The 26,365-nt window shown below is 68.8% G+C and carries 24 protein-coding genes and 1 pseudogene; 15 read left to right on the top strand and 10 right to left on the bottom strand.

Going from position 1 to position 26,365, the window contains the following annotated elements; all coding sequences use genetic code 11:
* Window positions 1-320: 320 nt before the first annotated feature.
* From ACZ48Z_RS26340 to ACZ48Z_RS26315, 6 genes are all read left to right on the top strand, one after another.
* Entirely contained in the window at window positions 321-737 is a 417-nt protein-coding gene (locus ACZ48Z_RS26340; protein ID WP_468738349.1) for a hypothetical protein, read from the top strand.
* A gap of 955 nt (window positions 738-1,692) precedes the next feature.
* Window positions 1,693-2,514 carry a helix-turn-helix transcriptional regulator gene (locus ACZ48Z_RS26335; RefSeq protein ID WP_468738348.1) on the top strand — a complete coding sequence of 274 codons (822 nt, stop codon included), beginning with the start codon at window positions 1,693-1,695 and terminating at the stop codon, window positions 2,512-2,514.
* 114 nt (window positions 2,515-2,628) lie between these two features.
* Window positions 2,629-3,570, top strand: a complete 942-nt coding sequence (locus ACZ48Z_RS26330; RefSeq protein WP_468738347.1) for an NADP-dependent oxidoreductase — start codon at window positions 2,629-2,631, stop codon at window positions 3,568-3,570.
* Window positions 3,571-3,959: 389 nt separating this feature from the next.
* On the top strand, window positions 3,960-4,910 hold the full coding sequence (locus tag ACZ48Z_RS26325) for an alpha/beta hydrolase (protein WP_468738346.1): 951 nt from the start codon (window positions 3,960-3,962) through the stop codon (window positions 4,908-4,910).
* Between the two features lie 47 nt (window positions 4,911-4,957).
* The gene (locus ACZ48Z_RS26320; RefSeq protein ID WP_468738345.1) at window positions 4,958-6,025 is read left to right on the top strand and encodes an alkene reductase; all 1,068 of its coding nucleotides are present in this window, start codon (window positions 4,958-4,960) and stop codon (window positions 6,023-6,025) included.
* 3 nt (window positions 6,026-6,028) lie between these two features.
* On the top strand, window positions 6,029-6,559 hold the full coding sequence (locus tag ACZ48Z_RS26315) for an SRPBCC family protein (protein WP_468738344.1): 531 nt from the start codon (window positions 6,029-6,031) through the stop codon (window positions 6,557-6,559).
* Between the two features lie 512 nt (window positions 6,560-7,071).
* Here ACZ48Z_RS26315 and ACZ48Z_RS26310 read toward each other — a convergent pair.
* The gene (locus tag ACZ48Z_RS26310; RefSeq protein ID WP_468738343.1) at window positions 7,072-7,905 is read right to left on the bottom strand and encodes a PIG-L family deacetylase; all 834 of its coding nucleotides are present in this window, start codon (window positions 7,903-7,905) and stop codon (window positions 7,072-7,074) included.
* Between the two features lie 355 nt (window positions 7,906-8,260).
* Here ACZ48Z_RS26310 and ACZ48Z_RS26305 point away from each other — a divergent pair, with 355 nt between their 5' ends.
* Together ACZ48Z_RS26305 and ACZ48Z_RS26300 are read left to right on the top strand one after the other, a co-directional pair.
* A complete protein-coding gene (locus tag ACZ48Z_RS26305) occupies window positions 8,261-8,764 on the top strand; it encodes a transposase family protein (RefSeq protein ID WP_468738342.1) in 504 nt (167 codons plus the stop codon).
* Entirely contained in the window at window positions 8,746-9,456 is a 711-nt protein-coding gene (locus ACZ48Z_RS26300) for an ISAs1 family transposase (RefSeq protein ID WP_468738459.1), read from the top strand. The genes ACZ48Z_RS26305 and ACZ48Z_RS26300 overlap by 19 nt, the downstream gene beginning before the upstream one ends.
* 308 nt (window positions 9,457-9,764) lie before the next feature.
* Here ACZ48Z_RS26300 and ACZ48Z_RS26295 read toward each other — a convergent pair whose 3' ends face one another.
* Both ACZ48Z_RS26295 and ACZ48Z_RS26290 read right to left on the bottom strand, forming a co-directional pair.
* A complete protein-coding gene (locus tag ACZ48Z_RS26295) occupies window positions 9,765-12,455 on the bottom strand; it encodes an RICIN domain-containing protein (RefSeq protein ID WP_468738341.1) in 2,691 nt (896 codons plus the stop codon).
* Between the two features lie 62 nt (window positions 12,456-12,517).
* Window positions 12,518-13,087: a transposase family protein gene (locus tag ACZ48Z_RS26290; RefSeq protein WP_468738340.1), complete on the bottom strand. Its 570-nt coding sequence runs from the start codon at window positions 13,085-13,087 to the stop codon at window positions 12,518-12,520.
* Window positions 13,088-13,587: 500 nt separating this feature from the next.
* Here ACZ48Z_RS26290 and ACZ48Z_RS26285 point away from each other — a divergent pair, with 500 nt between their 5' ends.
* On the top strand, window positions 13,588-14,157 hold the full coding sequence (locus tag ACZ48Z_RS26285; protein WP_468738339.1) for a dihydrofolate reductase family protein: 570 nt from the start codon (window positions 13,588-13,590) through the stop codon (window positions 14,155-14,157).
* 144 nt (window positions 14,158-14,301) lie between these two features.
* On the opposite strand, the gene xynC is transcribed toward ACZ48Z_RS26285, so the two are convergent.
* From xynC to ACZ48Z_RS26265, 4 genes are all read right to left on the bottom strand, one after another.
* Window positions 14,302-15,612: a glucuronoarabinoxylan endo-1,4-beta-xylanase XynC gene (gene xynC, locus ACZ48Z_RS26280; RefSeq protein ID WP_468738338.1), complete on the bottom strand. Its 1,311-nt coding sequence runs from the start codon at window positions 15,610-15,612 to the stop codon at window positions 14,302-14,304.
* A gap of 397 nt (window positions 15,613-16,009) precedes the next feature.
* Window positions 16,010-16,852, bottom strand: coding sequence for an alpha/beta fold hydrolase (locus ACZ48Z_RS26275; protein ID WP_468738337.1), 843 nt, complete (start codon window positions 16,850-16,852; stop codon window positions 16,010-16,012).
* Window positions 16,849-17,025 carry a hypothetical protein gene (locus tag ACZ48Z_RS26270; RefSeq protein WP_468738336.1) on the bottom strand — a complete coding sequence of 59 codons (177 nt, stop codon included), beginning with the start codon at window positions 17,023-17,025 and terminating at the stop codon, window positions 16,849-16,851. Before ACZ48Z_RS26270 ends, ACZ48Z_RS26275 begins: the two co-directional genes overlap by 4 nt.
* 419 nt (window positions 17,026-17,444) lie before the next feature.
* On the bottom strand, window positions 17,445-18,188 hold the full coding sequence (locus ACZ48Z_RS26265; protein ID WP_468738335.1) for a hypothetical protein: 744 nt from the start codon (window positions 18,186-18,188) through the stop codon (window positions 17,445-17,447).
* Between the two features lie 254 nt (window positions 18,189-18,442).
* On the opposite strand from ACZ48Z_RS26265, the pseudogene ACZ48Z_RS26260 reads away from it, so the two are divergent.
* The 4 genes and pseudogenes from ACZ48Z_RS26260 to ACZ48Z_RS26245 all read left to right on the top strand — a co-directional run.
* Window positions 18,443-18,732 (top strand): annotated as a pseudogene (locus tag ACZ48Z_RS26260) (TetR/AcrR family transcriptional regulator); the annotation flags it as partial.
* A gap of 142 nt (window positions 18,733-18,874) precedes the next feature.
* Window positions 18,875-19,621, top strand: coding sequence for a phosphotransferase family protein (locus ACZ48Z_RS26255; RefSeq protein ID WP_468738334.1), 747 nt, complete (start codon window positions 18,875-18,877; stop codon window positions 19,619-19,621).
* Window positions 19,622-20,012: 391 nt separating this feature from the next.
* The gene (locus ACZ48Z_RS26250; protein ID WP_468738333.1) at window positions 20,013-20,912 is read left to right on the top strand and encodes an aminoglycoside phosphotransferase family protein; all 900 of its coding nucleotides are present in this window, start codon (window positions 20,013-20,015) and stop codon (window positions 20,910-20,912) included.
* A 353-nt stretch (window positions 20,913-21,265) separates the two neighbouring features.
* The gene (locus ACZ48Z_RS26245) at window positions 21,266-21,595 is read left to right on the top strand and encodes a hypothetical protein (RefSeq protein ID WP_468738332.1); all 330 of its coding nucleotides are present in this window, start codon (window positions 21,266-21,268) and stop codon (window positions 21,593-21,595) included.
* Window positions 21,596-21,660: 65 nt separating this feature from the next.
* Here ACZ48Z_RS26245 and ACZ48Z_RS26240 read toward each other — a convergent pair whose 3' ends face one another.
* Window positions 21,661-22,557, bottom strand: coding sequence for an SDR family oxidoreductase (locus tag ACZ48Z_RS26240; protein WP_468738331.1), 897 nt, complete (start codon window positions 22,555-22,557; stop codon window positions 21,661-21,663).
* Between the two features lie 121 nt (window positions 22,558-22,678).
* Here ACZ48Z_RS26240 and ACZ48Z_RS26235 point away from each other — a divergent pair, with 121 nt between their 5' ends.
* Together ACZ48Z_RS26235 and ACZ48Z_RS26230 are read left to right on the top strand one after the other, a co-directional pair.
* Window positions 22,679-23,251, top strand: coding sequence for a TetR/AcrR family transcriptional regulator (locus ACZ48Z_RS26235; RefSeq protein WP_468738330.1), 573 nt, complete (start codon window positions 22,679-22,681; stop codon window positions 23,249-23,251).
* Window positions 23,252-23,554: 303 nt separating this feature from the next.
* A complete protein-coding gene (locus ACZ48Z_RS26230) occupies window positions 23,555-24,346 on the top strand; it encodes a DeoR/GlpR family DNA-binding transcription regulator (protein ID WP_468738329.1) in 792 nt (263 codons plus the stop codon).
* 179 nt (window positions 24,347-24,525) lie between these two features.
* On the opposite strand, the gene ACZ48Z_RS26225 is transcribed toward ACZ48Z_RS26230, so the two are convergent.
* Both ACZ48Z_RS26225 and ACZ48Z_RS26220 read right to left on the bottom strand, forming a co-directional pair.
* Complete coding sequence (locus ACZ48Z_RS26225) at window positions 24,526-25,392, bottom strand: carbohydrate ABC transporter permease (RefSeq protein WP_468738328.1); 867 nt, start codon at window positions 25,390-25,392, stop codon at window positions 24,526-24,528.
* Window positions 25,389-26,363: a carbohydrate ABC transporter permease gene (locus ACZ48Z_RS26220; protein ID WP_468738327.1), complete on the bottom strand. Its 975-nt coding sequence runs from the start codon at window positions 26,361-26,363 to the stop codon at window positions 25,389-25,391. The genes ACZ48Z_RS26225 and ACZ48Z_RS26220 overlap by 4 nt, the downstream gene beginning before the upstream one ends.
* Window positions 26,364-26,365: the final 2 nt, after the last annotated feature.

Here is a 26,365-nt window from a genome sequence, read left to right as displayed (position 1 = left end):
CAGGCCGCCGCCATGGGCACGGTGGAGCGAAGAGAGCGATCTCCGCCTCAGCACCGCCCGCCACGGGTACTGCGCCCAGCACTGTCGCCACCGATCCCTGACAACGCACCGTCTGCATCAGCGGATCGATGACTTCGAAATCCGGGTGAACCACAGAGCCGACGACGGCACTCAACGGGCCTTCACAACTCGGCCTGTCGGGGCGTGAGTTCGTAGGCGCCCGACAGGTGTGGCAGTAGGTCCTGTTGTTGCAAACAGTCGTGCGGTGGCGCACTCTTGGCGGACTTATCTCCAGCGTGCAGGCAAGAAGGGGACGCCGGATGCAGCAGCCAGAGGACAAGCTCCTAGCGGAAGCCCTCGGTCACATCAACGCTGGTGGGAAGTTCGCCTCCCGGTTCCTCAAGCATGACATCGGCGAGTTCGACCGCGACCTGCCACTGGATTTCGAACTCGCTGTTGAACACACCCGCGCTCTGCTCGCCCAACTGACCGGTGGCGCGGACCCGGAGATGGCGAAGGCAGGATCGGACCGGGTGACTCTCTGCGTGGTCACCGGAGGCGGAACCCTCAACATGAACCCGGTGGTGGTCACTCTCACGGTGACTCGCAGTGGAGATGAGACGGCCATCCTGCATGTGCGGGCGATCGCGAAGGAGGGTCTGATCAAGCAGCGTGCGGGTCAGAAGACAGCTGAACGCATCGCGGAGTTGTTGGACGGCGCCGGCACGAGTCCGTGAGCGGCGCAGGGAAGGGTGCCCGCAAGTCAGCGCCGTCCCAGCGCCGTTGAGGCCCTGCACGACTTGCCCTCCCGGGTGAACTCGCCGCTGCCGAGGGCGCCTTCGAGCCAGCCGCGGCACTCGGCCGGTCTGCCGGCGCACGGTCTCGCGCTCGTCCTCGGTGAACCCCTGGCCCCGCAGCGTCAAAGGCAACCGACCCCGAGTGGCAACGAAACCAGGGTGGGCACGTTCACCGCCGACGCCGAGGCGACGCCACCGGAACCGGCCGGAGAACGTGGGAGCCGCTGATCGACACCTGGAACGACCGCGTGGGAGACCTGTACTGCCGGAATTCACCGCTTCTACAGTCGACGGCTTCCAGAGAACCATGAGCTCGGTGACCTTGCAGGACACGGTCGTCAACGAACTCCGGGGCTCCTCATCCGTGAGCACCCTGGCGGCCGGTACGTACGAGCACGACGAGATTAGGTTGTACGTCGGGCTGCGCGGCGCGGTGGCCCTCCAGGACCCACACGACCAGGGCGGTGACGCCCACATCTCGGCCGGCACCTACTTCATGCACCACGTCGTGACGGAGAACCACTCCACACCACCCCCGAGATCGGCAACCGCATCTGCATCTTCCCCGGCGACAACCTGCCGCCCCCGGCCGCCGAGAGACCACGCGCCGGCCAGGCCACCTCGCCCGCGGCGCAGGTCCTCCTGGCACACACCACCATGGAACGACGCTGGTGCCCTTCTTGGTCGGTCAACCTGCACATGTGGCGCAGTCTCAGCCGCCACTCCCGGCAGTTGGATCGGACTTCACCGTCCATGCAACCGCCGAAGCCGCCGCCTCGGCGAACCCATGTGGTCACAGCACTAGCCAGGGACAACTTGTCCGCGGTTAAAGCCGCCCTTCATCCGGTTCCCGGTTCGCGTCAAGATTGTCCTGTCGAACAGAGGAGGTCCGACGATGGACCGGGCATTGCTGGCAGATTTTCTCCGAGCGCGTCGTGAGGCGTTGCAGCCGGAGGATGTCGGGCTTCCCCGCGGGCAGCGGCGCCGCACCGGCGGGCTGCGGCGCGAGGAGGTGGCGGCGCTGGCGGAGATGTCGGCCGACTACTACAGCCGCATCGAGCAGCAGCGCGGTCCGGCGCCGTCGGAGCGGATGCTCGTCGCGCTCGCCCGGGCGCTGCGTCTCAACGAGAGCGAGCGTGACCACCTCTTCGTCCTGGGCGGGATCCCGGCGCCGCGGCGGGTTCTTCGGGACGATTACATCGGTCCCACGATGCTGCGGATCGTCGCCGGTCTCTCGGACGTGCCCGCGATCGTGCTGTCACGGCTCGGCGAGGCGTTGCTGCAGACGCACCCGGCGGTCGCTCTGCTCGGTGACTACACCCAGTACTCGGGCTTGTCCCGTTACCTGGTCTACCGCTGGTTCACCGGTGAACGGCGGATCCGTGGCCTCTACCCCGTCGAGGACCATCCGATACGGGGCAGGGTCTTCGCCGCGGAGATCCGGGACGCGTACACGGCGGACCCCACCGGGAGGGCCGGCGAGATCGTCGCGGCGCTGCTGGAGGTCAGTTCCGAGTTCGCGAACATCTGGCGGTTGCACGAGGTGGGAGTGACCCATCATCACGACCTCAAGCGCTACCTGCACCCCGAGTTGGGGGAGCTGGAGCTGTACGCCGAGATGCTGTTGGATCCGGAGCAGCATCAGACGCTACTGGTGTTCACAGCCGTGCCCGGCTCCCCGAGCCACGGCAAGCTTCAGCTCCTGACCGCCACCTAAAGGCTGTCGTCCCTCGCACATCTGAAGGCACCGTCTCGAAAGCCCAGGCGTGCCCAGGCTTTGCAATGCTTCAAGTTTGAAACACGCTCTCAGCCATGAAAGGTCGTATTTGCCATGAAAGCAGTGCGTTTCCATGAGTACGGTTCTCCGGACGTCTTGCGTTACGAGGACGTGGCACAGCCGGTCCCCGCGGCCGGGGAGGTCCGGATCCGGGTGGCCGCGACGTCGTTCAACCCGGTCGACGGCAACATCCGTGCGGGCTTCATGCAGGGCCCCATCCCGGTGACCCTGCCGCACACCCCCGGCATCGACGTCGCGGGCACGGTCGACGCGCTGGGCGAGGGCGCGGACAGGGTCAGGGTTGGTGACCAGGTTGTCGGCTTCCTGCCGATGACCGGTGCCGGCGCGGCGGCGGAGTACGTGCTCGCACCGGCCGACCTGCTCACGGCGGCGCCCGCGAGCATCCCGCTGGCCGATGCGGGCGGGCTGCCGCTGGTCGGGCTCACCGCCTGGCAGGCCCTCTTCGACCACGCCAAGCTGACTGCCGGTCAGCGGGTGCTGATCAACGGTGCGGGCGGGGCGGTCGGCGGCTACGCCGTCCAGCTGGCCAAGCACGCCGGTGCACACGTGATCGCCACGGCCGGGCCGCGCAGCAGCGAACGCGTCAGGACGGCGGGTGCCGATGAGGTGTTCGACCACGGGCTCCCCGAACTGTCCGCGCTGGTCGACGTCGTGCTCAATCTCGCGCCGGTCGATCCGATCCAACTGGCCGCGCTGACCTCCGTGGTCCGCGACGGCGGCGTCGTGGTGAACACGACGGTGTGGATGCCCGCGCCATCCGACGAGGAGCGAGGCGTGCGCGGGGTCAACCTCTTCGTCAACAGCGACGCCGCGCAGCTGGCGAGGTTGGTGACGCTGGTCGACTCCGGAGCGCTGCACGTCGACATCGCTCGCCGGGTGCCGCTGGCCGAGCTGCCGGCGCTGCACGCGGAGGCCGCAGAAGGCGCGCTCTCCGGCAAGGTCCTCGTCCTTCCCTCCGCCGTCTCTCTCACCTAGGCAACCTTCTCCGACACGGCGATCGCGTCGCGTCTCCCTACAAGTGGCGTCTCCTACAAGCGGTCGAGCCATCAAGGGGGGCTGGGGGGGGGGGGGGGGGGGGGAGGGGAGAACCAGACAAACCCCCCCCAACACCACCCCAGCCTCATCCCGCTCGCGTGGGTCTCCCCCCCCCCCCCCCACCCACCACCCCCCCCCCCCCCCCCCCCCTCTCCTCCCCCCCCCCCCCCCCCCACCCCGCGACCCCCCCCCCCCCCCCCCGCCCCCCCCCCCCCCCCCCCCCAGCACATCCATGCCGGCCACAGCTGAATCCTGGCCTGGGCCTGGGACTCCACCGCTCCTCCACATCACACCAGCTCAGACCCATGAGCCAAGAAGACAGGACAGCCATGTCACTCGGTTTCGACCCCGAGTTCGCCCAGGTTTTCGCCCCCATGGCCGAGGCCATGGCGCACGCCACACCCCCGGCGGTAGGCGACGTGCCCGCACGCCGCGCCATGTGGGAGCCGATCATCGGTGCCGCCTCGGCGGCCCAGCCGATGCCGACCGACGTCACGACCGCCGAGCACCGCGCAACCGCCGACGACGGCACACAGATCACCATGCGCTGGTACGCCAAGACCGGCGCCGCGGCGGGGCCGGCGGTGCTGTTCTTCCACGGCGGCGGCTACATCTTCGGCCACATCGACCTGTTCGACGGACCGGTCTCGCGCTACGTCTCCGCCAGCGGGGTGCCGATGCTGTCGGTCGAATACCGCCGGGCCCCCGAGCATCCGTTCCCGACGCCGGTCGAGGACGCCTACGCCGCCCTGCGCTGGCTGCACGACCACGCCGACGAACTAGGCGTCGACCGGGGCCGTATCGCAGTGATGGGCGACAGCGCCGGGGGCGGACTGGCCGCGGCTCTGTCGATCCTCACCCGGGAGCGCGGCGGTCCGGCGATCGCCCGGCAGATCCTGCTCATGCCGATGCTCGACGACCGCACCACCACGCCCGACCCGCACATCGAGCCGTACCTGTTGTGGTCCTACGACGACAACCGCACCGCGTGGCCGGCGCTGCTCGGCGACGCGGCGGGCAGGCCGGACGTGCCCGCCACGGCGGCTCCCGCCCGGCTCGTGGACGCGACCGGGCTGCCCCCGGCCTACATCGAGGTCGGCCAGCTCGATGCCTTCCGCGACGAGGACCTCGCCTACGCGACCAAGCTCAGCCGGGCCGGCGTCCCTGTGGAGTTCCACCTGCACCCCGGTGTCCCGCACGAATTCGACTCCATCGCCTTCACCACCGACGTTGCTCGCCGTGCCACCGCCGACCGCGTCCGCGTCCTCAGCTCCCTCTGACATTTCCCGCTCATCTGACAGCGCTGAACAGCAGAAAGCGATATCCCGTGACTCTTTGGACCCCCTTCACCGTCGGTGCCATGGAACTGCCGCACCGGCTGGCCATGGCACCCATGACTCGCGACCGCTCCCTGACGGACGGTGCACCGAGCGAGCTCAACGTCGAGTACTACCGGCAGCGGGCCTCGATGGCCCTGATCATCACCGAAGGAACCCAGCCCTCCGACGACGGCCAGGGCTACCTGCTGACCCCGGGCATCTACACCGACGCCCACATCGCCGGCTGGCGCAAGGTCACCGATGCCGTGCACGCCGAGGGCGGCCGCATCGTGGTCCAGCTCATGCACACCGGCCGTATCTCCCACCCGGACAACACTCCGCACCAGCGCACGCCCGTCGCCCCTTCGGCCATACAGCCCAAGGGCGTCATGTTCACCACCAGCGGCCCCCAGGAGATGCCCGTCCCGCGGGCCCTCACCGCCGACGAGATCACCGGTGTCGTCGACGAGTTCCGCTACGCGGCGGCGGCGGCCGTCGCCGCCGGGTTCGACGGCGTCGAGATCCACGGCGCCAACGGCTACCTCCTCCACCAGTTCCTCTCAGCCAATGCCAACCACCGCACCGACCAGTACGGCGGCTCCGTCCCCAACCGCATCCGCTTCACCGCCGAGGTGACATCTGCGGTCGCCTCCGAGATCGGCGCCGACCGCACCGGCCTGCGCATCTCCCCCGGCAACCCCTACAACGACATCACCGAGCACGACACCCACGACGTCTACCCGGCACTGCTCGACGCCGTCGACCCGCTCGGCCTCGCCTACCTGCACGTCATCCAAGGGCCTGACGAAGAACTCCTCCGGCGGATGCGCCGGCAGTGGTCTACCGCACTGCTCGTCAACCGCGCCGGCACCCCGCTCGACACCCGCTTCGCCGATCTCGACTCCGGTCTGGCCGACGTCGTCACGGTCGGTGCCAAAGCACTGGCCAACCCCGACCTGCCCCACCGCATCCGCACGGGTGCGCCCCTCAACGAGCCCGACCCGGCCACCTTCTACGGCGGCGACCACCGCGGCTACACCGACTACCCGGCCCTCACCACCACCGCTGCGAGCTGAACCATGACCACTCTCCTCATCAAGTCCGACGACAAGACCGTCACCATCACCGTCCAACAGCGAACTCTCACGGCACCCCCGGACGCCTTCCGCATCCTGACCCCCATCGACCTTCCCACCGTCTTCCGCCCGGTCTTCCCGTTTCCCGGGATCAGCGGTGTGAAGAACCAGACCGAGGCCTGGGACCACGCGGGCGCCCGAAGAAACCCGCAGTTCGACGACGGCTCCCAGGCCGATGAAGAACTCACCGAATACACGCCCGGATCCAGCTTCGCCTACCAGCTGACCAACTTCACCAACATCCTCTCCCGCCTCGCGGAGGGAGCTCGGGGCGAGTTCAACGTCAACCCCGACGGCGACGGCACACTCATCCGCTGGACCTACGAGTTCAAGCCGCTGCCCGGCCGACGCTGGATCCTCGCCGGCCCCTTCACCCCGCTCTGGCGCCGCTACATGGCCGCCGCCCTCAACCGGTGCGTCCACGTCATCGAAACGGACAAGAACAGCGAGCCGGCGCCGCGCCGGGCCGGCTGACGGCCCGAAGCAGCACGACATCACCATCCCGACCGGGTCGTGCGAACCGAGCTGAGCCCGTGGTGCAACCCGTAGGAGGCAGGCGTCCCGCCGGCCTTCTACGAGTTCTTCGTACAGGCGTGGTCGAGGTAAAGGCTGCGATGTCAGCAGGTATCAGGAACCTGGAGATCCCTGTGATCTGTTGCGTTGCCGCAGTGGCGGACACCGGAGCCTGAGCTTCGTCTCGCCACCTCGGTGGTCTGCTTTGGCCAAAGCAGACCACCGGGTCTGTGACCTGGGCTGTCGCGCGCCCTACGCGTCAGGAGCCTTCAGGCCTCACAGCTGTGCGGTACCAGGTGGTTTCAGGACGAGCGCGGTGTCGGGTGAGCGGTGCGGGCAGGTGTCGACGCCGTCGGCGAGTGCCTGAAGGCGAGCTGCCGGAGCGGAAGCCACGTGCACAAGCACTCCGGGCGTGGCCGCTCGATCCCCCGTGCGGTCGCGTGGGCTTCTCGGATCCCTGTCGACCCGTCGGCTCAGCGCAGTCCCTCGAAGAGGTCCTTCTCGGGCACGGGCGTGCCGGTGGCGTCCTTGACACGTACGAAGGTCTCCGTGCCCATGAACTCGCCGAACCTCTCCTTGCCCATCTTGAGGAAGAAGATGTTCTCGCCCTGACTGGCGTGCGCGGCCAGCGCGTCGAACTTCTGCCCGCTGAACGCGGTGGCGTCCACCCACGTGGTGATCTCATCATCAGGGAGACCGATCTCGGCCAGCGCGGCAGCCTCGGCAGGATCCGGCTCCGGCATGTCCTCATGAAACTCACGCATGATCTCGCCGAACCGCTGCATCATCGAGCGGGGCATCGTCGTCCAGTACACCTTCGGTGTCAGCGTGGTCATCTCCAGCGCCGCCATCGTGATGCGGTGGGCCTGAATGTGGTCGGGATGGCCGTAGAAGCCGTTCTCGTCATAGGTGACGACCACATCGGGTCGGTAGTGCCGCATCAGTTCGGCGACTCGGGCGGCGCCTTCCTCCACAGGGGTCTGCCAAAAGGATCCGGGAGCGTCGTTGCTCGGCCAGCCCATCATCCCGGAGTCGGCATAGTCCAACATCTCCAGATCGCTGATCTTCAGGACCTCGCAGCTCGCCTCAAGTTCTTGCCGACGCATCGAGGCGACCGAGGCCGGATCGTGCCCGGGATCGCCCGGCTTGACACCCCCCGGTCCGTCACCGCAGCCGCCGTCGGTACACGTCACGAGAACCGTGCGTATGCCCTCGGCCGCATAGCGTGCGAGGACCCCTCCGGTTCCGGTGGCCTCGTCGTCGGGGTGGGCGTGTACGGCCATGAGCGTCAAAGGCCGGTCAGTCATAAAACAGTCCTCCTGCAGAGAATTACGTCTTGATCCAAGTGCGTAGCGGGCATACCGCGATCCAGGGGCCCGGATCCTGCCAAGGCAGGACGACCTTGCGGTCTCCGTGTTCCACGCCCGTGCGGCGCCGGTCCCCCAGTCGATGCAACCGCGCAGACCGCACCAACTGTTCCCCGCACGGCCGCTTGCTTTTCTCACGCCGGCGTCTCGATGTGAACGGCCTGCATGCAGGGCGGTTTCAAGTTCCGGGACTGGGTGGATCGTCCGCGTTGAGCGGGAGTTGACGCGGCAACAGCACAGGCACGAGACCGGTGATCATCAGGGTGTCTACGCCAGCTGTTCACATTGAGGTCCCGTGCCTGCCGTCCTGGCGAAACTGGCCCCCCACCAGCACGACACCGGTCGCCTGCGCGCCCACCTCCAGCGCGTACCCGACCCGCGTTCGCGTCGCGGACGGTGGTATCCAGTGCTCGGCCTGCTGCTGATCTGCGCCTGCGCAGTCGTCTCCGGCGCCCGGACCATCACCGAAATCACCGAGTGGGGACAGCGCGCCAGCAACGGGGTACTGGAAGAACTCGGCATCCGCCGCCACCTGCCCGGACGTCGCCGCGCCCCGCCAAAGGCCACCCTCACCCGCCTCCTGGCCGCCCTCGACGGCGATGCCCTGGACGCCGCGATCGGCGCCTACCTGGCCCAAGACCACCACACCGACGTCGCCACCACCGGTTCGGCACCGCCGCCGGCGATCGCGGTGGACGGCAAGGCCCTGACCGGCTCCGCGCACCGAGGCCGGCGCCACCGGCACCTGCTTCCGCCGTCACTCACCGTCCCACCGTCACCCTGGCCCAGCGGGAGGTAGGGGCAAAGACCAACGAGACGGCCGCCTTCCGCCCGCTGCTGGAGCCACTCGATCTGACCGGCACCGTGGTCACCTTCGACGCCCTGCACAGCGTCAAGGACCAGGTGCGCTGGCTGGTCCAGGAGAAGAAGGCCCACTGCATCGCGGTGATCAAGGGGAACCAGCCGACCGCGTCGTCCCAGCTCAAGGCTCTGCCATGGGAACAAGTACCCGTCGCGCATACCGCATCGGGGACCGGGCACGGCCGGCGGGAGTCCCGCTCGGTCAAGACGATGGCCATCGCGGCGAACCTGGGCGGGATCGCCTTCCCGCAAGCACGACTGGCCCTGCGCGTCCACCGGCGCCGCCAAGAGCCCGGCAAGCGGCAGACCCGGGAAACGGTCTACGCCGTCACCAGCCTCGAAACCCACCAGGCCACCCCTGCCGACCTGGGAGGATACGTGCGCGGGCACTGGGCAATCGAAAACGCCAGCCACCACGTCAGAGACGTGGTCTTCGCAGAGGACGCCTCCACCGTCCACACCGGCAGCGCACCACGGGTAATGGCCGCCTTGCGAAACCTGGCCATCGGCAGACTGCGCCTACTCGGAACGGACAACATCGCCAAGACCACCCGAGCGATCCGGGACGCGCCCGAACACGCCCTCTGGATCTGGGGCATCACCGACAGCCCCCTCCTACCAGGAACTTGAAACCACCGTGACGCCATCGCGCGTCGCGTACGGCAGCAGGTCCTCGGCGTCACTCTCCCCGGGACCCCGAGCGTTCGCCACCGTTCCGGCGGCCGGCCGCCCGTATCAGCGGCCTTCGACTCACCGCCATGATGGTCGTCCCCGCACGCGGCGGATCTCCCCGCGCGGGGCCGGGGGCCTCCATCCGGGCTGGAGCCGGGTGACGGACGACGCCGTGGCGTCCCCTGTGTGCGCCCCTGGGGTGGCCGCAGGCCCCGGATGTGCCGCCACGGGGAGGTGGCGGCACATCCTGCGGGCGGGCCGCCGGCTCAGGCCGGTGTCAGTTGCCATTGCTGGTTGGTGCCGTTGGTGGCGGTCCACTGCACGACTTGAGCGCCGTCGCTGGTCGACTGGCCGTACACGTCGGCGGCCAGGCTGCTGGCGCGGCTGACGATGGTGTAGTAGCCGTCGCCGGTGGGCCGGAGGTACCACTGCTGGTTCGTGCCGCCGTTGGCGGACCACTGCTGCAGTTGCAGTCCGGCCGTGGTGGAGGAGGCGTTGACGTCGAGCATTTTGCCGCTCGCGGTGTATCGCAGGGTGTAGGCGCCGTCCTGGGCGGAACCGAGGGTCCAGGTCGCGTTCCCTGTTTGCTGGATGGCCTTGGCGCCGTCGGCCGTGGAGTTGCCGGTGATGGCGAGCGGTTTGCCGCTGTTGCGGTTGACGATGCGGTACGTGCCCGGCGCGGGACCGGTGCTCCCGCCGCCGCTCAACGTGAAGTACTCGACCTCGTCGCTGAACACGGTCGTCCCGGCTTTGCTGGTGGACAGGACGAGGTAGACCCGTGAGCCGCTGGACGGCGCGGTGAACGACACGGTCTGCGTCGCCTTCGAGCCGAGCGGGACGGTGAGGGTGGTGTTCCCGGAGGCGATCACCGGGCCGGTGGCGCTGTCGAGGTGGGCGCTCCAGGCGAAGCCCACGGCGGTGCCGGTGAAGTCGTCGTTGAACACCGAGATCGTACGGTTCACGGTGCTGTTGGCGGCGTATCCGGGGACCGCTTGCGGGAGCGGGAAGGTGCCGTTGGAGTCCGACACACCGGAGGCCGACCAGTAGGGCAGGTCGATCGCGGCGACCGGGTTGAACGCGGCCTGGATGCGCTGGAACTGCGGATTGCTCCACGGGTCGGAGAGGTTGTCGGCGCCGTAGACGGGATGGCCGCCCTCTTCGGGAGTGAAGTCGGTAGTGCGGACGCCGGGTATGACGCCCGCCCAGGCGGACAGCAGGGTGTAGGGGCGCAAGTCGCTGGCGTCCTTGCCGCGCTTGGCCACCATCGTGGTGGCGAACCACTCGAAGCCCTGCTTGGTGTTGCACTTCGGCCAGATGTACTCGCCCTCGCCGTCGGGCCGGCCGGGCACCGACACGACCTTCTCGCCGTAGGCGCCGAAACCGTCCAAGTAGTGCCCGAAGACATCGAAGTTGGCGTACGTCATGGTGGGGTAGGGATTCGCGGGAGCGCCGACCCACGCGTCGACGCTGACCGGCCGGGTGCCGTCATTGCCGTTCATCGCCGCGTACAGGTCCTTCTCGAACTGCTCCGAGTCCATACCGCTGCTGCCGGGCTCGTTGCTCTGGCTCCAGCGGATGATCGCCGGGTGGTTGCGGTCGCGCAGGGTCAGCGCGCGGGCGTGGTCGACCATGTTGTCGTGCCCGGCGACGAAGTCCTGAAGGCTGTTGGAGCCGCGGATGCCGGTCTCGTCGATGATCATCAGGCCCATCTCGTCGGCCACGTCGAGCATGTAGGGGCTGGCCGGCTCCTGATGAATGCGGACCAAGTTGTAGTTGAGCCGCTGGTAGTTGTCGACCGCCTGCGGCCAGCCACCGTTTCCCGAGGAGGGCGCGAGGAAGCCGGGCAGGGTGTCGTAGGCGTCGCCCTTGCCGCCGTTGTTGATGCGGTCGTAGTCCGCGCCCTGGAGGTTGTCGCCGCGGAAGTTCACCCGCACGCCGTTGAGGTAGTAGTACTCGCCGTTCTGGCTGCTCTCCCGGAATCCGAAGCGGTAGGTCGCGTCGCTGGTGCGGCCGTCGTCGGTCGCCGCGTGGACCGTCAGGCGGTGCAGTTGGGCGCGATACCCCTGCCGATAGGGGACGTTGGGCCACCAGTACGAGGAGGAGTTCAGGTTCCACGCCACCGGCCCGACCGTCACCTTGACGGTCGAGTGGGCGGCCACGGTCACCGTGCTGCTCGGCAGCGCCGGGTAGTTGAACGACGTGGCGTTGTCGGAGGCGAGCGATCCGGTCAGCGTCACCGTCCGCGCGGCGCCGGAGGTGTTGGTCACCGACGCGTCGTAGGTGAGGGTCTGACTGGTCACGGACGTACGGACGAACGTGTCGCTGACGTACACCGCCGGATACACGCGCAGGAACGCCGAACGGAAGATCCCCTGCGGTACGGCCTCAGCCCAGTCGGCCGCGTCGGGCACCAGATACCTGCCGTTCGCGGGGTTCTTCAGGGCGCCCCTGCCCTTCACAGCGACCGTGACGGTGTGCGTGGTACCCGGTGCCGCGTAGGCGCTGATGTCGAAGTTCGACGGTGTGAAGGCAGTGGTCCTGATCGCCACCGTCCGCCCGTCGACCGACAGGGTCGCCTGGTGGTTCACCGCGCCGAACTCGATCCACGTCGACTGCGGCTGCCCGGAGTCCGGCACGGTGATGGTGCGGGAGTACACCGCCTCGTTCACATCGGTGAAGCCCTGCTTGTACCAGCCGCCGCCCGGCACGGTGATCGACGTCGCCGACCGGCCCGCCGGGGTGAAGCCCCACGTGCCGGCCAGGTCGACCGAGGCGATCGCGGCGTTGCCCGCGGTGACGCCATCGGTGCCGGAGGCCGGCGAGGCAACGGCCGCCGTAGGTCGAGGGGCGGCCGCCGCGGCCGGCTGCGTTCCCACTGCGCCGGTCAGCAGCGCCACGGCGGCCACGCACCACAACGCCGGGCGTCGGCGGCGCGTCGGCCGATGGTGTTGTCGCATCACACATCCCTCTTTCGCTGGGGGACAGGGAACGGGAGACGGTCAGGCGGCCCGCACACCCGTCACCGCGCGGGCCGGCCGGATCGGCCAGAAGGGATCAGTGCACCGGTGACGGCAGCAAGGCCACGCCGCGTCCGGCCCCGGCCGACGGGTCCGATCGTCATGTGGGGATCCCCTCTGCTGATCACCGCGGTGCCACCAGTGGGAGCGCTCCCACACCATAGTGCCCAGCGGGGCATCCGTGAATGCCCCCGTCGCACCCCGTTGCCGAAGCCCAGGAGCGGACCCCGCTCCCGCTCCCGCGCGTGGCCGGTGCTGTTGGAGGTCCTGCCGTCGAGGGCGGCCAGGAGGCGGGTGAGGGTGGCCTTTGACGGGGCGCGGCGACGTCCAGGCAGGTGGCGGCGGATGCCGAGTTCTTCCAGTACCCCGTTGCTGGCGCGCTGTCCCCACTCGGTGATTTCGGTGATGGTCCGGGCGCCGGAGACGACTGCGCAGGCGCAGATCAGCAGCAGGCCGAGCACTGGATACCACCGTCCGCGACGCGAACGCGGGTCGGGTACGCGCTGGAGGTGGGCGCGCAGGCGACCGGTGTCGTGCTGGTGGGGGACCAGTTTCGCCAGGACGGCAGGCACGGGACCTCAATGTGAACAGCTGGCGTAGACACCCTGATGATCACCGGTCTCGTGCCTGTGCTGTTGCCGCGTCAACTCCCGCTCAACGCGGACGATCCACCCAATCCCGGAACTTGAAACCGCCCTGCATGCAGGCGCGACCTGCTGTCCTGACGGGCTGCGTCGGGCACGTGCTGCTGCACCGGCGCCCACGGAAGCCTCGTCCGCTGGAGAAGCGGCAGCCCCGCCGCCGACATCGCGCGCTGCATCTGCTGGAGATCGCCGCTCGCCATGCTGGAATCTGAAAGGTCGACGGCACGAACTCGTTGTGAACCTGAACGCCCAGAGCGCCGAATCAGTCGCGCGCTCGGTCTACGGTCTGGTTCGCATCACGACGACATTGAAGTGCGCGACACGAGGCGTCACAGGAGGTGCGATCGGGGCACCGATGAGAAATGGCGCCGACAGTGGTCTGAGTACGGTCCGGTGAACGCGGGCGCGCACCAAGGGAGAGCAACGAGATGAGACCACTTCGATACTCGATCAACGTCACGCTCGACGGCTGCTGTCATCACGAGGCAGGGCTCCCCCCGGACGAGGAGTCCATGCGCTACTGGACCGCTGAGATGGAGCGAGCCGATGCCCTGCTTTTCGGCCGGGTGACCTACGAGATGATGGAGTCGGCGTGGCGGAAGCCGGCCACGGGCACCTGGCCTGACTGGATGGATGAGTGGCAGCTCCCGTTCGCCGAGGCCATCGACGGGGCGAAGAAGTACGTCGTGTCGAGCACGCTGAGCGGGGTCGATTGGAATGCCGACCTGGTGCGAGGCGACTTGGGGCAAGCGGTCCAGCGGCTCAAGCAGGAGTCAGGCGAGGGCCTGTGGGTGGGTGGCGTGACACTCCCCCTGGCGTTGGCTGATCTGGGACTGATCGACGAGTACGAGTTCCTTGTGCAGCCGGTCCTTGCCGGACACGGGCCGACGTTGCTCGCTGGTCTGCGCGAGCGCATCCAGCTCGAACTCGTGGACCGCCATGAGTTCCGGTCGGGGGCAGTAGCCCAGCGATACCGACCCATGCGAGCTACGGCTTGATGTGATTTGTCCTGGCGTCGGTCACTCTCTCGCGACGGAACGGCTGCGCGGGGCCGCATCCCCGCGCAGTCGTTCAGTTGCGAGGGACCGGCCTCCAGAGACCTGGAATCAAGAGAAATCGCGTGTTTCGGCCGGGAGGCCAGGTCAACGGATCACGAAGGTCATCACGCTTCGAGCGGGGAGCGTGGCGGTGAAGGAGCCGTTGGACACTCCGGTCGTCCCCTGGGCGGCGACGTTCCTGCTCGCGTCGGTCAGCCAGGAGGAGACCGTGGAGGCGGCACCGTTCACCAGGGTGAACGGCTGGCTCACCGCGGAGGTCGCCTTGTTGACGGCGACGGCGACCGTGGAGCCGCCGCCCCGGTACGCCGAGACGTAGACGCTCGTCGCCGGCGTCGCCGTTGCCTGCACCCGTACGTACCCGGGTCGGACGAACCTGGCGAAGTGCGCCATGGCGGCGCCCCGCTTGCTGATCTTGCCGTCCTCACGCATGGGGCCGTAGCTGCGCCGGATGTACCACCAGATGTAGGCCTGGAACTCGGCCTCCACCATGGCGCGGTGGAGGTGCTCCCCCACGTCGAGCGCCTGGGGCCACAGGTCCGCCGAATCCGTGCTGTTGGGGTAGTAGACCTCCGTCATCCAGAGTTCCTTGCCCGCACCCTTCTGTTTGAAGAGGGGGTACGGGAAGTTCGCGAACGACGTGCCGTAGAGGTGAGCGCCGATCACGTCCACGTTGGCGAGTGCCGCCGGGTCGTTGAGGATCGGGTCGGACATGTTCTTCAGGTACTGGAAGGACTCCGGCGCGATGACCCTGGTACCGATCGAGCCGGCGTTCTCCCGCAGGAACCGGACCATTTCGGTGGGGGTCCACCACGTCCAGTCCTGGGCGTAGTCGGGCTCGTTCTGCACCGAAATGCCGTATAGGTTCACTCCGTTGTTCCGCAGATACGTGGTGAAGTCGTTCAGGTGCTGGGCGTAGGCGCCGTACATGTCGTACCGGAGACGTCGCGCATTGGTCTGGCTGCCGTGGACGAAGGTCTCGACCATGGAGGCCGGAGGATTCCACGGGGACGCGATGACGGCCACCCCGAGTTCGGCCGCGCGCTTCGCCGTCGCCAGGTCACGGTTCCAGGCCGTCCGGTCCTCGGGGACGGGGATCCTCAGCAGCGAGAAGCCCAGTTGTCCGTCGCCGGTACCGAACGCCGTGTCCCGCTGGGCTGCCGTCAGGTCGCCGGCCCAGGCGGTGTGGCTCATGCCGCCGAACCCTCGGATCGTCTGCCGTGTGGCGGACGCATCGATGACCGCCGTGGTGGCGGCCGTCGCGGCCGCGGCATCAGCGGCCCCCGTGGCCGACGCCGCGGCTGTGAGGATGGGTAACGCCCCCATCGTCGCCAGGACGGTCCTGCGACTCGGTGATCTGTGCTCGCCGCTTGCGGGTTCGTTCCGACTCTGTGTCATGCCCTCTCCTTTTGGCTGCAGGTCATGCTCAGACCCCTGGGGGCAAGGCTCTTGCCAGGTCCGGGTGGACACGCTCAATGGGAGCGCTCCCACACTCAGGGGTGTATCCACGCTTGCCGTTTGGACGGGAGGTGCTGCTGGATGCCGCTCCGGCCACCGACCGGCGGCGAGGAAGACTCCGGCGCCGTTCGATACCGTGAACAGCGTCCACGTAGCGGACCTCTGGCAAGTTAACGACGCCGCCCACCATGGTCAAGCCCCGCGACGGCAATCGACCCGCCCTGGCGGCTCCCGATTCGGTTCGCCGGCCTCGTGTCGATCGCGGGCGCTCGGCCGGATCGAGGCCTCGGCGTTGGTTGCTGTGTGGAGGCCGGAGCCTCGTGGCACCCGCCGTTCTCTATCCGAGCGCGAGCATCGCCTCGGCGACCTCACCGACCGCTGCATCGGGGATCGCAGTGGCAGCCTCCTTGAGGACGAGCAGCCGTGCCCCGGGGATCTCGCGCGCGATCGCCTCGCCGTTGCCGACGGGGAACACCGGGTCGTGGCGGCCGTGGACGACCAGGGCGGGGACCTTGATCTCGGGCAGGCGCTCGCGCCAGCGGGGTGTGCAGTCGAGCCTGGAGAACACCATGCGCATCTGGTTGGCCAGCTGGATCGGGGGTGCGGTGCCGGGTGTGCGGTCCCAGATGCGCGCAGCGGTTGCGTACGCGGTGGCGCGGTCGTCGCCGACGATCTCCGCGCCTGCGGCGACAAACTCCGCAACCTCCTCGCGGTCGGTCCAATCGGGCATCGGGCGCGCGAACAGCCGGCTCATCGTCGTCCGGTCATGGTCGGGGAGGTCATCGTCGGGCGGGCCCGGGGCAACCGCGCGGGTGCCGACCAGGGTGAGCGCCGAGAATGCGCCAGGGTGGTCGAGTACGGCCATCTGGGCGACCATCCCGCCGACGCCGATCCCAGCGAGGTGTGCGGGTCCCCCACCGAGCGTGTCGGAGAGGGCTGCCGCGTCGGAGGCGAGGGTGCGCAGGGTGTAGGCGGGCGCCTCTGGATCTGTGGTCGTCGACTCCCCGCTGTCGCGCAGGTCGTAGCGCACCACGCGGCGCCCACCGGCGGCGAGGCGTTCGCACAGCGCATCGGGCCAGGAGAGCATTGTCGTCCCGCCCACCAGCAGGACGAGGGGCGCGCCGTCGTCACCGAACGACTCGACGCCCAGGGCGATCTCATTGACGGTGACAGTGCTCATCGCGTCACCGGGAGGCGTCGTAGGTCAGGTGCGTGGCGGTTGTCGGGGTCGGCGGGAGGCGCCCACGCGTGCAGGGCCTCGCCCCCGGTGTCCAGACCGTTGGGCGGGCTGGGGTCGGGCTCGGTGATGAAGCCGCCGAGAGAGACCGAGATGTCGGCGATGGGTCGAGTCATGTCAGGGCAGACACGATCCGCTGCCCAAACTCATCGCTCACGCGTGAAGCGTGAAGTGCGTGGCGGATTCGGACTCGACAGCACCACGCGTGAAGCGGCACGTCGGACGTACGGGCTGACGATCGCTCTCCGGTATCCGCCGGGTTCACTGTGCTCTTCGCGATGCGCGGGCTCGGGGCGATGCAACGGTTCGAGGAGACGCCCCCGGCCGTCATGCCGACGGCCACCGGGACCAGCGCCTGCTGCACCCGGGCTGGTGAACGGTGGTGAACGGCTTCCACTGCCGGGGGATCTGCACAGCTGTCCGCAGCGACTTCCCTCGCTGGTCGACGTGATGGTGATGTCGACCGGAGAGGGAAGACACCTTGGGCGCGCGGCCCGAACTGAACTGATCGAGGAGCGCGCCGAGTTGCGATGGCCTACTTTGCCTTGAGGTCCGGTTCCGGACGCATCAACAGCAGATCTTCGCCCCATGCATCGAGCGTGGAATCGTGATCGGCTTCGCGTGCCACAGCCTCGACCTGGGCGAAGAGGACCCGCTGGAGGTCTGCGTCACCCGTTCCCGCGATCAGTCCGATCCGTTCGAGGAGCGGGCTCGTTGCCCATCCTGGCAGGGGGAACCTCTCCAGCTCCCACTCCAGGTACTTGTTGTAGGGACGTGGACGACGGTCCAGGGCGAACAGCAGCTCCAGCAGAAAACTCATGCTGTCGGCCGCGTCGAGGTGGGCGGCCAGCAGGTTGCCGTCTCGGGCGTTCTTGAGGGAACGGTAGAGGGAGTTGGCATAGGCATCCAGCCAACCAGCCGCCGCCGCTGACGCCTCGGCACGGTCACGAAGCCCCTTGGCGCCGACGATCTCGGCGATTCCGCCGTCCAACCGGTCGATCACGACGTGGGCGCGGGACAGCGCATAACGCTCGTGCCCGTCGAAGTCGCGGAACTGGTCGACCGTGGCGACGACGACATCGAGCTCAGCAGAACGATGACCGTGGAAGCCCGAAAGTTCGCTGTCCGCGCCCTCCGCGAGGACGACGTACACATCGCGGTCCGAATACCGGGTGGCCATGCCGTCGTGGGCGTGGGAACCCTTGAGGACGAGCCCGACGACGGCCGGGTCGTCGGCGATGCGGCTGAGCAACTCCGCATAGGTCAGTTCGGGAAGCATGCTGGTGATCTCCGGTGAGTTGGACGGACTGCACACGCCTACCAGCCCTCACCGCCGTGCCGGCAGGAGAGCGGCCGCTCCGTCTGCGGTGGCCGCCATGCCACCACCCTGAAGATCAACGCACAGCCGGGACATTACCGGGCCCGCGCCACCTCCGCAGCATCTTTTCCCGCCCGGCCAGGGTGGTGTGGTTCATCGTGAAGCACCCCCCAGAGAGCCGATCGCGCTTCCGACCGCGCTTCCGACCGCGTTCCGGGACGATGCCGGTAGCGCTCATCCCGGTCATCACCTTTCGGGACCAGCTGCGCGCACGACTGCGCAAGGCGAGACCCGGAGGCGGCATCGCGATCCTGGCCCAGACCACGACCGCATTCCCCGCTCATCTGGTCGACGAGCGTGACCTGGGCGCATCGCGGCCGACGCCGACATCGACTCGCTCCCCCTGTCGCTGGTCGGCGGCGGGCATCTCCTGCTCGCAGACCGCGGCCCCGGCCCGCCGACCTCGGCAGTCGTCAACAAAGTCGTGACGGAAGTCGTGGCTTGACGCCTGGTCAGGGGCTGGTGTCCTGCGCGCGACCTCCGGATGGCAGGACGCGGGCAGTTGCGAAAGCGTGCGCGAGCGTGCGCGTGCGCGTGCGCGACAAATCCGGCGACGCAAACGGTCATCGCCGGGATACTGGTCGCCCATGGATGAGGTCAAAGTCGTCGTCGCCCATTCCGAGCGCGCGACCCTGCGCGTCGGCGATGTGTTTCTGAAGGTGGACACCGATCAGGCGCGCATCGACGCCGAGGTCGAGGCGATGGCCATGGTGCCGGTCCCGACCGCGGAAATCCTGTGGCGCAAGCCGCCCGTTCTCGCGATCGCCGCCGTCCCGGGAACGGCCCTCGGCCACCTCGGCGAGCCGTCGACCGCGTCGTCGGCGGCGTGGGCCGCGGCGGGTGCCGCCATCCGGAAGGTGCACGACGCGCCGTTGCCGCCCCGGGTCGGCCGGGCCGGCCGGGGTCTCGACGAGTTGGCGGCGGATCTCGACTGGGAGTGCGAGTGGCTCGTGACGAACGGCGTCCTGCCCACCGACCTCGTCACCCGCAACCGCCTGGTCGCCGAGGCCGCGCTCCGGCCTTGGACTCCGGTGTTCACGCACGGCGACCTGCAGATCGAGCACGTCTTCGTGGACGGCGACGAGGTCACGGGCATCATCGACTGGTCCGAGGCCGGTCAGGGTGATGCCCTGTTCGACCTCGCCGTCCTGACTCTCGGACACGAGGAGCGACTCGGCGACGTCATCGCCGGCTACGGCTCCGATGTCGACCTGGACGTGATCCGCGCGTGGTGGTCGTTGCGCAGTCTGCTGGTGGTTCGCTGGCTGACCGAGCATGGCTTCGACCCGTTCGCGCCGGGCTGTGAGGTCGATGTGCTGAGGTCCCGCATGTGAGGCTGCGCGGGCCAGACTGTTGCGATTGCGTTCTGACACATCGAGCAGGGCCGTCTCTTGGGTGCGTCACCTGCCCTTACTCCCGACGAAGTGCGGTGTGCGGTCGTCGTCGGCAGATGACAGCGCGGTCGAGGGCGGCGAATGCGGCATCGACGACAACTGGTACGACGTCACTTCCCGCGGCAGGCCAAGAAGGCCTGTTCGGTCATGAGCCGGGGAGGCCCCCTCGGATCGGGAGGACGGCGCTGGGTCGGATTCGGCAGGCGTGCGAGTGGAGTTCGCGTGGCGGAGGGCGGTCAGTCGAGAAAAACGGTTCGACAGCCGGGTCCATCAGGCACTGTGATGGCTCCGCCGCCCGTCGCATGGAGCGGGCCCACCGCAGGAGTTGCACGTGGCCATCGGGAGTACGGCGGCCCCGGGGCCCGTGATCGATGCCGCACTGGCCAGGCGCCTGGTCGACACGCAGTTCCCGCAGTGGGCCGAGCTGCCCCTCAAGCGGCTCCACCCTGCCGGTTCGGACCATGTGATCTACCGGCTGGGCGAGGACCTGTCCGTCCGGATGCCCCGCCATGCGGGGGCCGTCGGGCAGGCCGTGAAGGAGTCCGAGTGGCTTCCCAGGCTCGCCCCTCACCTGCCCTTGGCCATCCCCGTACCGGTGGGGGTGGGTGAGCCCGGCTTCACCTATCCGTGGCCGTGGGCGGTGTCCCGCTGGCTGGACGGCGAGGTGGCGACCGTCGAGGCGCTGGGCGGCTCATCCGGGACTGCCGTCCAACTGGCGGAGTTCCTCATCACCCTTCAGACGGTCCGACCCGAGGACTTCCCGGCCGATGACGCTCACGAGGACCTCACCGGTCGGCCGCTGGCCGACAGGGACGGTGCAACGCGGGCCGCCATCGCGGAGGTTGACGGTACGTTCGACGCCGCGGCCATGACCGAGCTGTGGGTTGCGGCGCTGAGCGCCCCCGGTTGGGACCGCCCGCCCGTCTGGTTTCACGGCGACTTCCACACCGGCAACCTACTGACCTTCGCCGGCCGCCTCAGCGCGGTCATCGACTTCGGCGGGCTGGGCATCGGTGATCCGGCCCGTGACCTGACCATCGCCTTCACCCTGATGTCGGCCGGAAGCCGGGCTGCCTTCCGCGCCGCCCTCGGCCTCGACGACGCGACCTGGACCCGGGGCCGCGGCTGGGCCCTGGCCACCGGCCTGAACGCGTACGTCTCCTACGCCGCCGTCAATCCCCGGGTCGCCTTGCAGACCACCCGCCAGATCACCGAGGCCCTGATCGGCTGAACCAACGGATTCCGCGAGATGTGCGTTCATCGAGCGCACCCTGGGCCCGTTTCAGGCTCACATGCGAGGAGCTTTTGCGGGCGGAACCCGCGCAGGCGCGCGCCGCCCCGGGGCGATCCGTGGCTGTCGGCTCGGCGGGCCGAGCCGGGGTGGGGTGGGGTGCCGAGCCAGGGTGCAGCGGTCTTCTGAGTGATCAGCACAGGCATACCGCGTCGGCACCTCGTCTACTTCGAGCGCAGTAGACGCACATGCCTGCGATCGCCCGACGACGAGAGATCCGGGCGCTGCGAACGTGAGGGTGGGCCGAGATGACCGGCCCGGTAGCGCGCGTGCACCTCTGGAAAGGCTCGTCCATGTCTCCTCTCGCCCGCTGGTGCCATCGGCACCGGCTCGCCGTCGTCCTGGTCTGGGTGGGCCTGTTGATCACCCTCGGTGCCGCGGTCGGCGCGGCCGGCAGCGCCTTAGGCAACAGCCCCACCTCGCTGGACACCGACTCCGCCAGGGCGACGGCCCTGCTGCAGCAGGCCTCGAACAGCGCGGCCGGCAAGAGCGGTCGGGTCGTCTGGCAGCGGAAGGGCGGCAAGGTCTACGATCCAACCGCCTGTGAAGTTCGGCGAGTTCGTCCATCCGGCGAGCTTCCGCCGGGAGACGGATCGGCCTCGACACTCGGGTTCGGGACGTAGCCGTCGACGATGCCTTCCTCGTCGTACGGCGTACGGCCTGTCGGCCCAAAGGTGTGCCCGGTGTGTCAGGAGCGGAAGTAGGACCCGGCGTCCAGGTCCTGGATGAGGCCGGGTCCGCTCGGTGTCCAGCCGAGGAGTTCCTGTGTGCGCGTGCTGGAGGTGGCGGCGTCCATGCCGAAGAAGCGGCCGATCCAGCCGAAGTGGCTCTGTGCGTCCTGCGGTGCTATCGAGACCGCGGGAACGCCGATTCCCCGCCCGATGGCCTCCGCGATCTCCCGGGTGGGGACTCCCTCCTCGCTCACCGCGTGCAGGAGTGTTCCCGCCGGGGCCTTCTCCAGTCCCAGTCGGGTGATCCGCGCGGCATCCGACCGGTGGATCGCCGACCAGCGGTTCGTGCCGTCGCCGACATAGCCCGCGATCCCCTTCTCACGGGCGATCGCGACCAGCATCGCGATGAACCCGTGGTCGCCGTCGCCGTGCACGGTCGGGGCGAACCGCACGCTGACCGTGTTCACGCCGCGATCGACGTACTCCAGTGCGAGGTTCTCGCTGCCGCCTCGGGGGGAGTCCGGGCCATGAAAAGGCGACTTGTCGGCCTCGGCCGCCAGCCGGCCCTGCGCCAGGCCGGCGACGCCGGATGCAAGCAGGAACGGACGGCCGGATCCGGTCAGGACATCGCCGATCGCCTGCACGGCGGCCCGTTCGGCCCGATTGGAGACGGCGGGATTGTCGAAGTCGTGCTTGTTGGCGAGGTGGAGTACGGCGTCAGCGGTCTCGGCGCCCTCCCGGATGCCCTCGAGGTCGTCGAGGTCGCCGCGGCGGACCTGGGCTCCCTTCGCGTCGAGGAATGCGGCCGAGGCGTCGGAGCGGGCGAGCCCGACCACCTCGTGACCTGCGGCGAGCAGTTCGTCGACGGTGGCCGAACCGATCCACCCGGATGCTCCAGTGACGAAAACGCGCATGTGGACGATCTCCTTCAATGCCCGGTCCCAGCGGACGGGCAAGCGATGTCAGCCACTGACGTCAGTGGCTGTCGTCACTGTAGCTGTCATGTCAGCCGCTGTCATCACTAAGATGGTCGGCATGGTGCGATGGGAGCCCGGGACCCGGGAACGACTGCAAAGAGCGGCGATGGATCTGTACATCAGCCGCGGCTACGACGGGACGACCGCGGCCGATATCGCCCAGTCCGTCGGCCTCACGGAACGGACGTTCTTCCGCCACTTCGCCGACAAGCGCGAGGTGCTGTTCGGCGGCCAGGAACTGCTGGAGCAGGCATTCCTGGACGGCGTGGCCGCGGCTGCGCCGGACGCGTCACCGCTCGAGATGGTCGAGTCCGCTCTGTCCGCCGCGGCACCGTTCTTCCCGGCCGAGCGCCGCGATCATTCCAGGCGGCGGCAGAGGATCATCTCCGGGAATCCGGCGCTGCAGGAACGGGAGTTGTTGAAGTTGGCCGGGCTTGCCACGGCGGTCGCTGCCGCACTCCGCTCGCGGGGGGTTCCCGCGGCGACGGCCACGCTCGCCGCGGAATCCGGGGTGACCGTGTTCGGCGTGGCCTTCGGGAAGTGGATCGCCGAGGGGGAGGAGCGGTCGTTCCTCGACATCGAGCGCGAGGTGTTGGGCGAACTCGTGGCGATGGCTGCCGGCGCCGGCTGAGCAACACAGGGATGGGGCAGCTCAACACGCGGGGTGAACTGCCCTGACGACGTCCGGCCCTCGCAGCGGCGATCACTGCCGCGGTCGGGCCTCGCCGACGGCCCGGCCATGCAGCGCCTGTGCGCGGGAGGGTCGTCTGACGCCGGCCGCTCCCTGCCCGACGGTGACGGAAATCGTGAAACCTGGTGCAACAAATTGTTGCTTTGGTCGCGATAAAGTACTGAAAATTGCGATGAGCATCACGGCGGTGGGCGCTGTCCGTGATTTCATGGATGCCCACACCACCGACAGAGAGCGACGGAGATGGCGACACCGCAAGCCAGGTGGAGCGCGCTGCTGGAGATGCTGACGCGCGACGGGCGTATCGAGGTCGAGGCGGCCGCGACCGAACTCGCGGTGTCCGCTGCCACGATCCGACGCGACCTCGACGAGCTGGCTCGGCAGCAGATGGTCACCCGCACCCACGGTGGCGCCGTGATCAACGCGATCGCGTACGACCTGCCGCTGCGCTACAAGGCGGCACGCCACGCCCCCGAGAAGGAGCGGATAGCGCACGCGGCAGCCGGTCTGGTCAAGGCCGGGGCTGTGGTGGGCCTCAACGGCGGTACCACGACCACCGAGGTCGCACGGGCGCTGGCGACCAGGAGCGACCTCGGCTCCGAGGGCAGCGCGGAGCCGTCGCTGACGGTTGTCACCAACGCCCTGAACATCGCCAACGAGCTGGTCGTACGCCGTCATGTGAAGCTCGTCGTCACCGGCGGGGTGGCCCGCCCGGCCTCGTACGAACTGATCGGGCCGCTGGCCACCGAACTGCTCGCCGAGATCACGCTGGACCACGTGTTCATCGGAGTCGACGCGATCGACGCCGTGCATGGTGCGACGGCCCATCACGAGGGCGAGGCCAGCATCAACCGGACCCTGGCGCGGCGCGCTCAGCAGGTTGTCGTGGTCGCCGACTCCTCCAAGCTGGGCAAGCGGGCGTTCGCGCGGATCTGCCCGTTGGAGGACGTCGATGTGCTCGTCACCGACAGGGACGCTCCCGCCGGACTCATCGAGCCGTTCGTCGCCGCCGGAGTGGAGATCGTCCGCGCCTGAACGTCCTTGTGCCACAAGGAGGTTGCCGGTCGCTCCGGGCGGCCGCGGGGAAGGGCAGGCGGCGCGCCGGTGCGGCGAGGTCCCTCGTGGCCTCCGGGACGAGGTCCGGCCCCGACCCTTCGACAACGCCCGGCCCTTCCGCTACGCCCGCCCCGGTCTCCTCCGGTGGACACCCTGTCTCACCCCTTGACGCCACCGGCCGTCAGACCGCTGACCAGATGGCGTTCCACGAAGATGAACAGCACCACGACCGGGACGACAGCGATGAGTGAAGCGGCGAAGAGGTACTGCCACTGCTCCTGGTAGGCGGTGACGAACCCGGGGATGGCCTTGGTCAGCGTCGTGCGGTCCTTCGAGGACGTGATGGTGAGTGCGACGACGTACTCGTTCCAGGCGGCGATGAACGTGTAGACCGCCGCCGTCACCACACCGGGCATGGCCAGCGGCAGGGTGATACGGGCCAGGGCCCCCAGCCGGCCGGCCCCGTCCAGGTACGCGGCCTCCTCCAACTCCTTGGGGACGCTCGCGAAGTACGCGTTGAGGATCCACACGCAGAACGGCAGATTGAACGCCGCGTTGACGAGGATCAGCGCCTCGCCGGTGTCGGTCAGGTCGAGGCTGACCATCTCCCGGTAGATGCCGACCAGCAGTGCGGTGGGCGCGAACATCTGGGTGACCAGGACCAGCAGCAGGAACGCGCCGCGGCCGCGGAAACGGTGCCGCGCGGTGTAGTACGCGGCGGGCAGCCCGACGAGCAGCGCCAGCAGTGTGGACATTGCGGCGACGTACAGCGAGAAGCCCAGCGAGCCGGCGACCGGCGGATCGTCGAGCGACCACACGTCGGCGAAGTTCGACCACTGCCAGTGGGACGGCAGGTACGAGGGCGGGGACTTCATCAGTTCCGGCGTCGGTTTCAGCGCCGTCAGCAGCATCTGGAGGTACGGGGAGAGGAAGAGCAGGGCGACCAGCCAGCCGACTCCGGCGACCAGCGCGGTGCGCACCCGGTGTCCGGCCCGTGGTCCGGCGTGTGCGGCCGGTGTTGTCATCGGATCTCCTCCCGCCACCGCACGACCCGCAGATACGCGAGCACCACGACGAGGATCAGTGCGAAGTTCACGACGGCCATCGCCGCCGATTCGCCGACGGCCTGGTTGTCGAAGGCGAGCTTGTACATGAAGGTCGTCGTGGTGTCGGTGGCGAAGCCGGGGCCGCCGCGGGTCATCGCCCAGATGATCGGGAACGAGTTGAACACGTTGATGATGTTGATGATCGCGGCCACCAGCAGTGAGGGCCGCAGCAGCGGCAGGGTGACGGAGAGATACGTCCTGACGGTCCCGGCGCCGTCCATGCGGGCCGCTTCGTAGATCTCCGCGGGAATGGTCTGGAGTCCGGAGAGGATGACGAACGCGGTGAACGGCAGGGAGACGAACACCGCAACCGCCATCATCGCCGCGAAACCGAGGACCGGGTCGGCCAGCCAGTTCACGGGTTTGTCGAGGAGGCCCACGTCCATCAGGAGGCGGTTGACGACGCCGTAGAAGTTGTTCAGCATCCAGCGCCAGATGAGCGCGGTCATCAGTACGGACGCCGCCCAGGGCACGATGAGCGCCCAGCGGACCACTCGCTGCCCGGGAAAACGCGTGTTGAGCAACTGGGCGAGCCCCAGCGACAGCAGGAGTGTGACCGCGACGACGCCGACGACCCAGATCAGGGTGCGCAGCAGTACGCCCGGCAGGTCCTCCTCGGCGAACAGGTCGGTGTAGTTGTCGAGGCCCGCGGAGCCGAGGGACAGGCCGGTGGAGCTGATCCGGGTCAGGGAGGTGCGGACCATTTCGACGACGGGCCAGACCACCATCGCCAGGATGAGGACGACGGCGGGCCCGAGCCAGAGCAGCGGTTCCAGGGCCCGCAGTCCGCGCCGCTGCCTGCGGACGGGGGCCGGGGGCGGTGCCGCCGCCTCCGGGGCCGGTTCCCGCCGGTCCCCGGAGGCGCGTACTGATATGTCGTGGACGGTCATGC

It is taken from the genome of Streptomyces sp. NPDC031225 (assembly GCF_055570355.1).
This window is presented reverse-complemented; position numbering and strand designations above follow the sequence as displayed.

Excerpts from the sequence above, each read along its gene's own strand:
- ACZ48Z_RS26285 (WP_468738339.1), top strand. The coding sequence starts at position 13,588 with ATGAGACCACTTCGATACTCGATCAACGTCACGCTCGACGGCTGCTGT.
- xynC (WP_468738338.1), bottom strand. The coding sequence starts at position 15,612 with ATGACACAGAGTCGGAACGAACCCGCAAGCGGCGAGCACAGATCACCG.
- ACZ48Z_RS26315 (WP_468738344.1), top strand. The coding sequence starts at position 6,029 with ATGACCACTCTCCTCATCAAGTCCGACGACAAGACCGTCACCATCACC.
- ACZ48Z_RS26240 (WP_468738331.1), bottom strand. The coding sequence starts at position 22,557 with ATGCGCGTTTTCGTCACTGGAGCATCCGGGTGGATCGGTTCGGCCACC.
- ACZ48Z_RS26245 (WP_468738332.1), top strand. The coding sequence starts at position 21,266 with ATGTCTCCTCTCGCCCGCTGGTGCCATCGGCACCGGCTCGCCGTCGTC.
- ACZ48Z_RS26235 (WP_468738330.1), top strand. The coding sequence starts at position 22,679 with ATGGTGCGATGGGAGCCCGGGACCCGGGAACGACTGCAAAGAGCGGCG.
- ACZ48Z_RS26330 (WP_468738347.1), top strand. The coding sequence starts at position 2,629 with ATGAAAGCAGTGCGTTTCCATGAGTACGGTTCTCCGGACGTCTTGCGT.
- ACZ48Z_RS26255 (WP_468738334.1), top strand. The coding sequence starts at position 18,875 with ATGGATGAGGTCAAAGTCGTCGTCGCCCATTCCGAGCGCGCGACCCTG.
- ACZ48Z_RS26220 (WP_468738327.1), bottom strand. The coding sequence starts at position 26,363 with ATGACCGTCCACGACATATCAGTACGCGCCTCCGGGGACCGGCGGGAA.
- ACZ48Z_RS26275 (WP_468738337.1), bottom strand. The coding sequence starts at position 16,852 with ATGAGCACTGTCACCGTCAATGAGATCGCCCTGGGCGTCGAGTCGTTC.
- ACZ48Z_RS26335 (WP_468738348.1), top strand. The coding sequence starts at position 1,693 with ATGGACCGGGCATTGCTGGCAGATTTTCTCCGAGCGCGTCGTGAGGCG.
- ACZ48Z_RS26225 (WP_468738328.1), bottom strand. The coding sequence starts at position 25,392 with ATGACAACACCGGCCGCACACGCCGGACCACGGGCCGGACACCGGGTG.
- ACZ48Z_RS26270 (WP_468738336.1), bottom strand. The coding sequence starts at position 17,025 with ATGACTCGACCCATCGCCGACATCTCGGTCTCTCTCGGCGGCTTCATC.
- ACZ48Z_RS26325 (WP_468738346.1), top strand. The coding sequence starts at position 3,960 with ATGTCACTCGGTTTCGACCCCGAGTTCGCCCAGGTTTTCGCCCCCATG.
- ACZ48Z_RS26230 (WP_468738329.1), top strand. The coding sequence starts at position 23,555 with ATGGCGACACCGCAAGCCAGGTGGAGCGCGCTGCTGGAGATGCTGACG.
- ACZ48Z_RS26265 (WP_468738335.1), bottom strand. The coding sequence starts at position 18,188 with ATGCTTCCCGAACTGACCTATGCGGAGTTGCTCAGCCGCATCGCCGAC.
- ACZ48Z_RS26340 (WP_468738349.1), top strand. The coding sequence starts at position 321 with ATGCAGCAGCCAGAGGACAAGCTCCTAGCGGAAGCCCTCGGTCACATC.
- ACZ48Z_RS26310 (WP_468738343.1), bottom strand. The coding sequence starts at position 7,905 with ATGACTGACCGGCCTTTGACGCTCATGGCCGTACACGCCCACCCCGAC.
- ACZ48Z_RS26295 (WP_468738341.1), bottom strand. The coding sequence starts at position 12,455 with ATGCGACAACACCATCGGCCGACGCGCCGCCGACGCCCGGCGTTGTGG.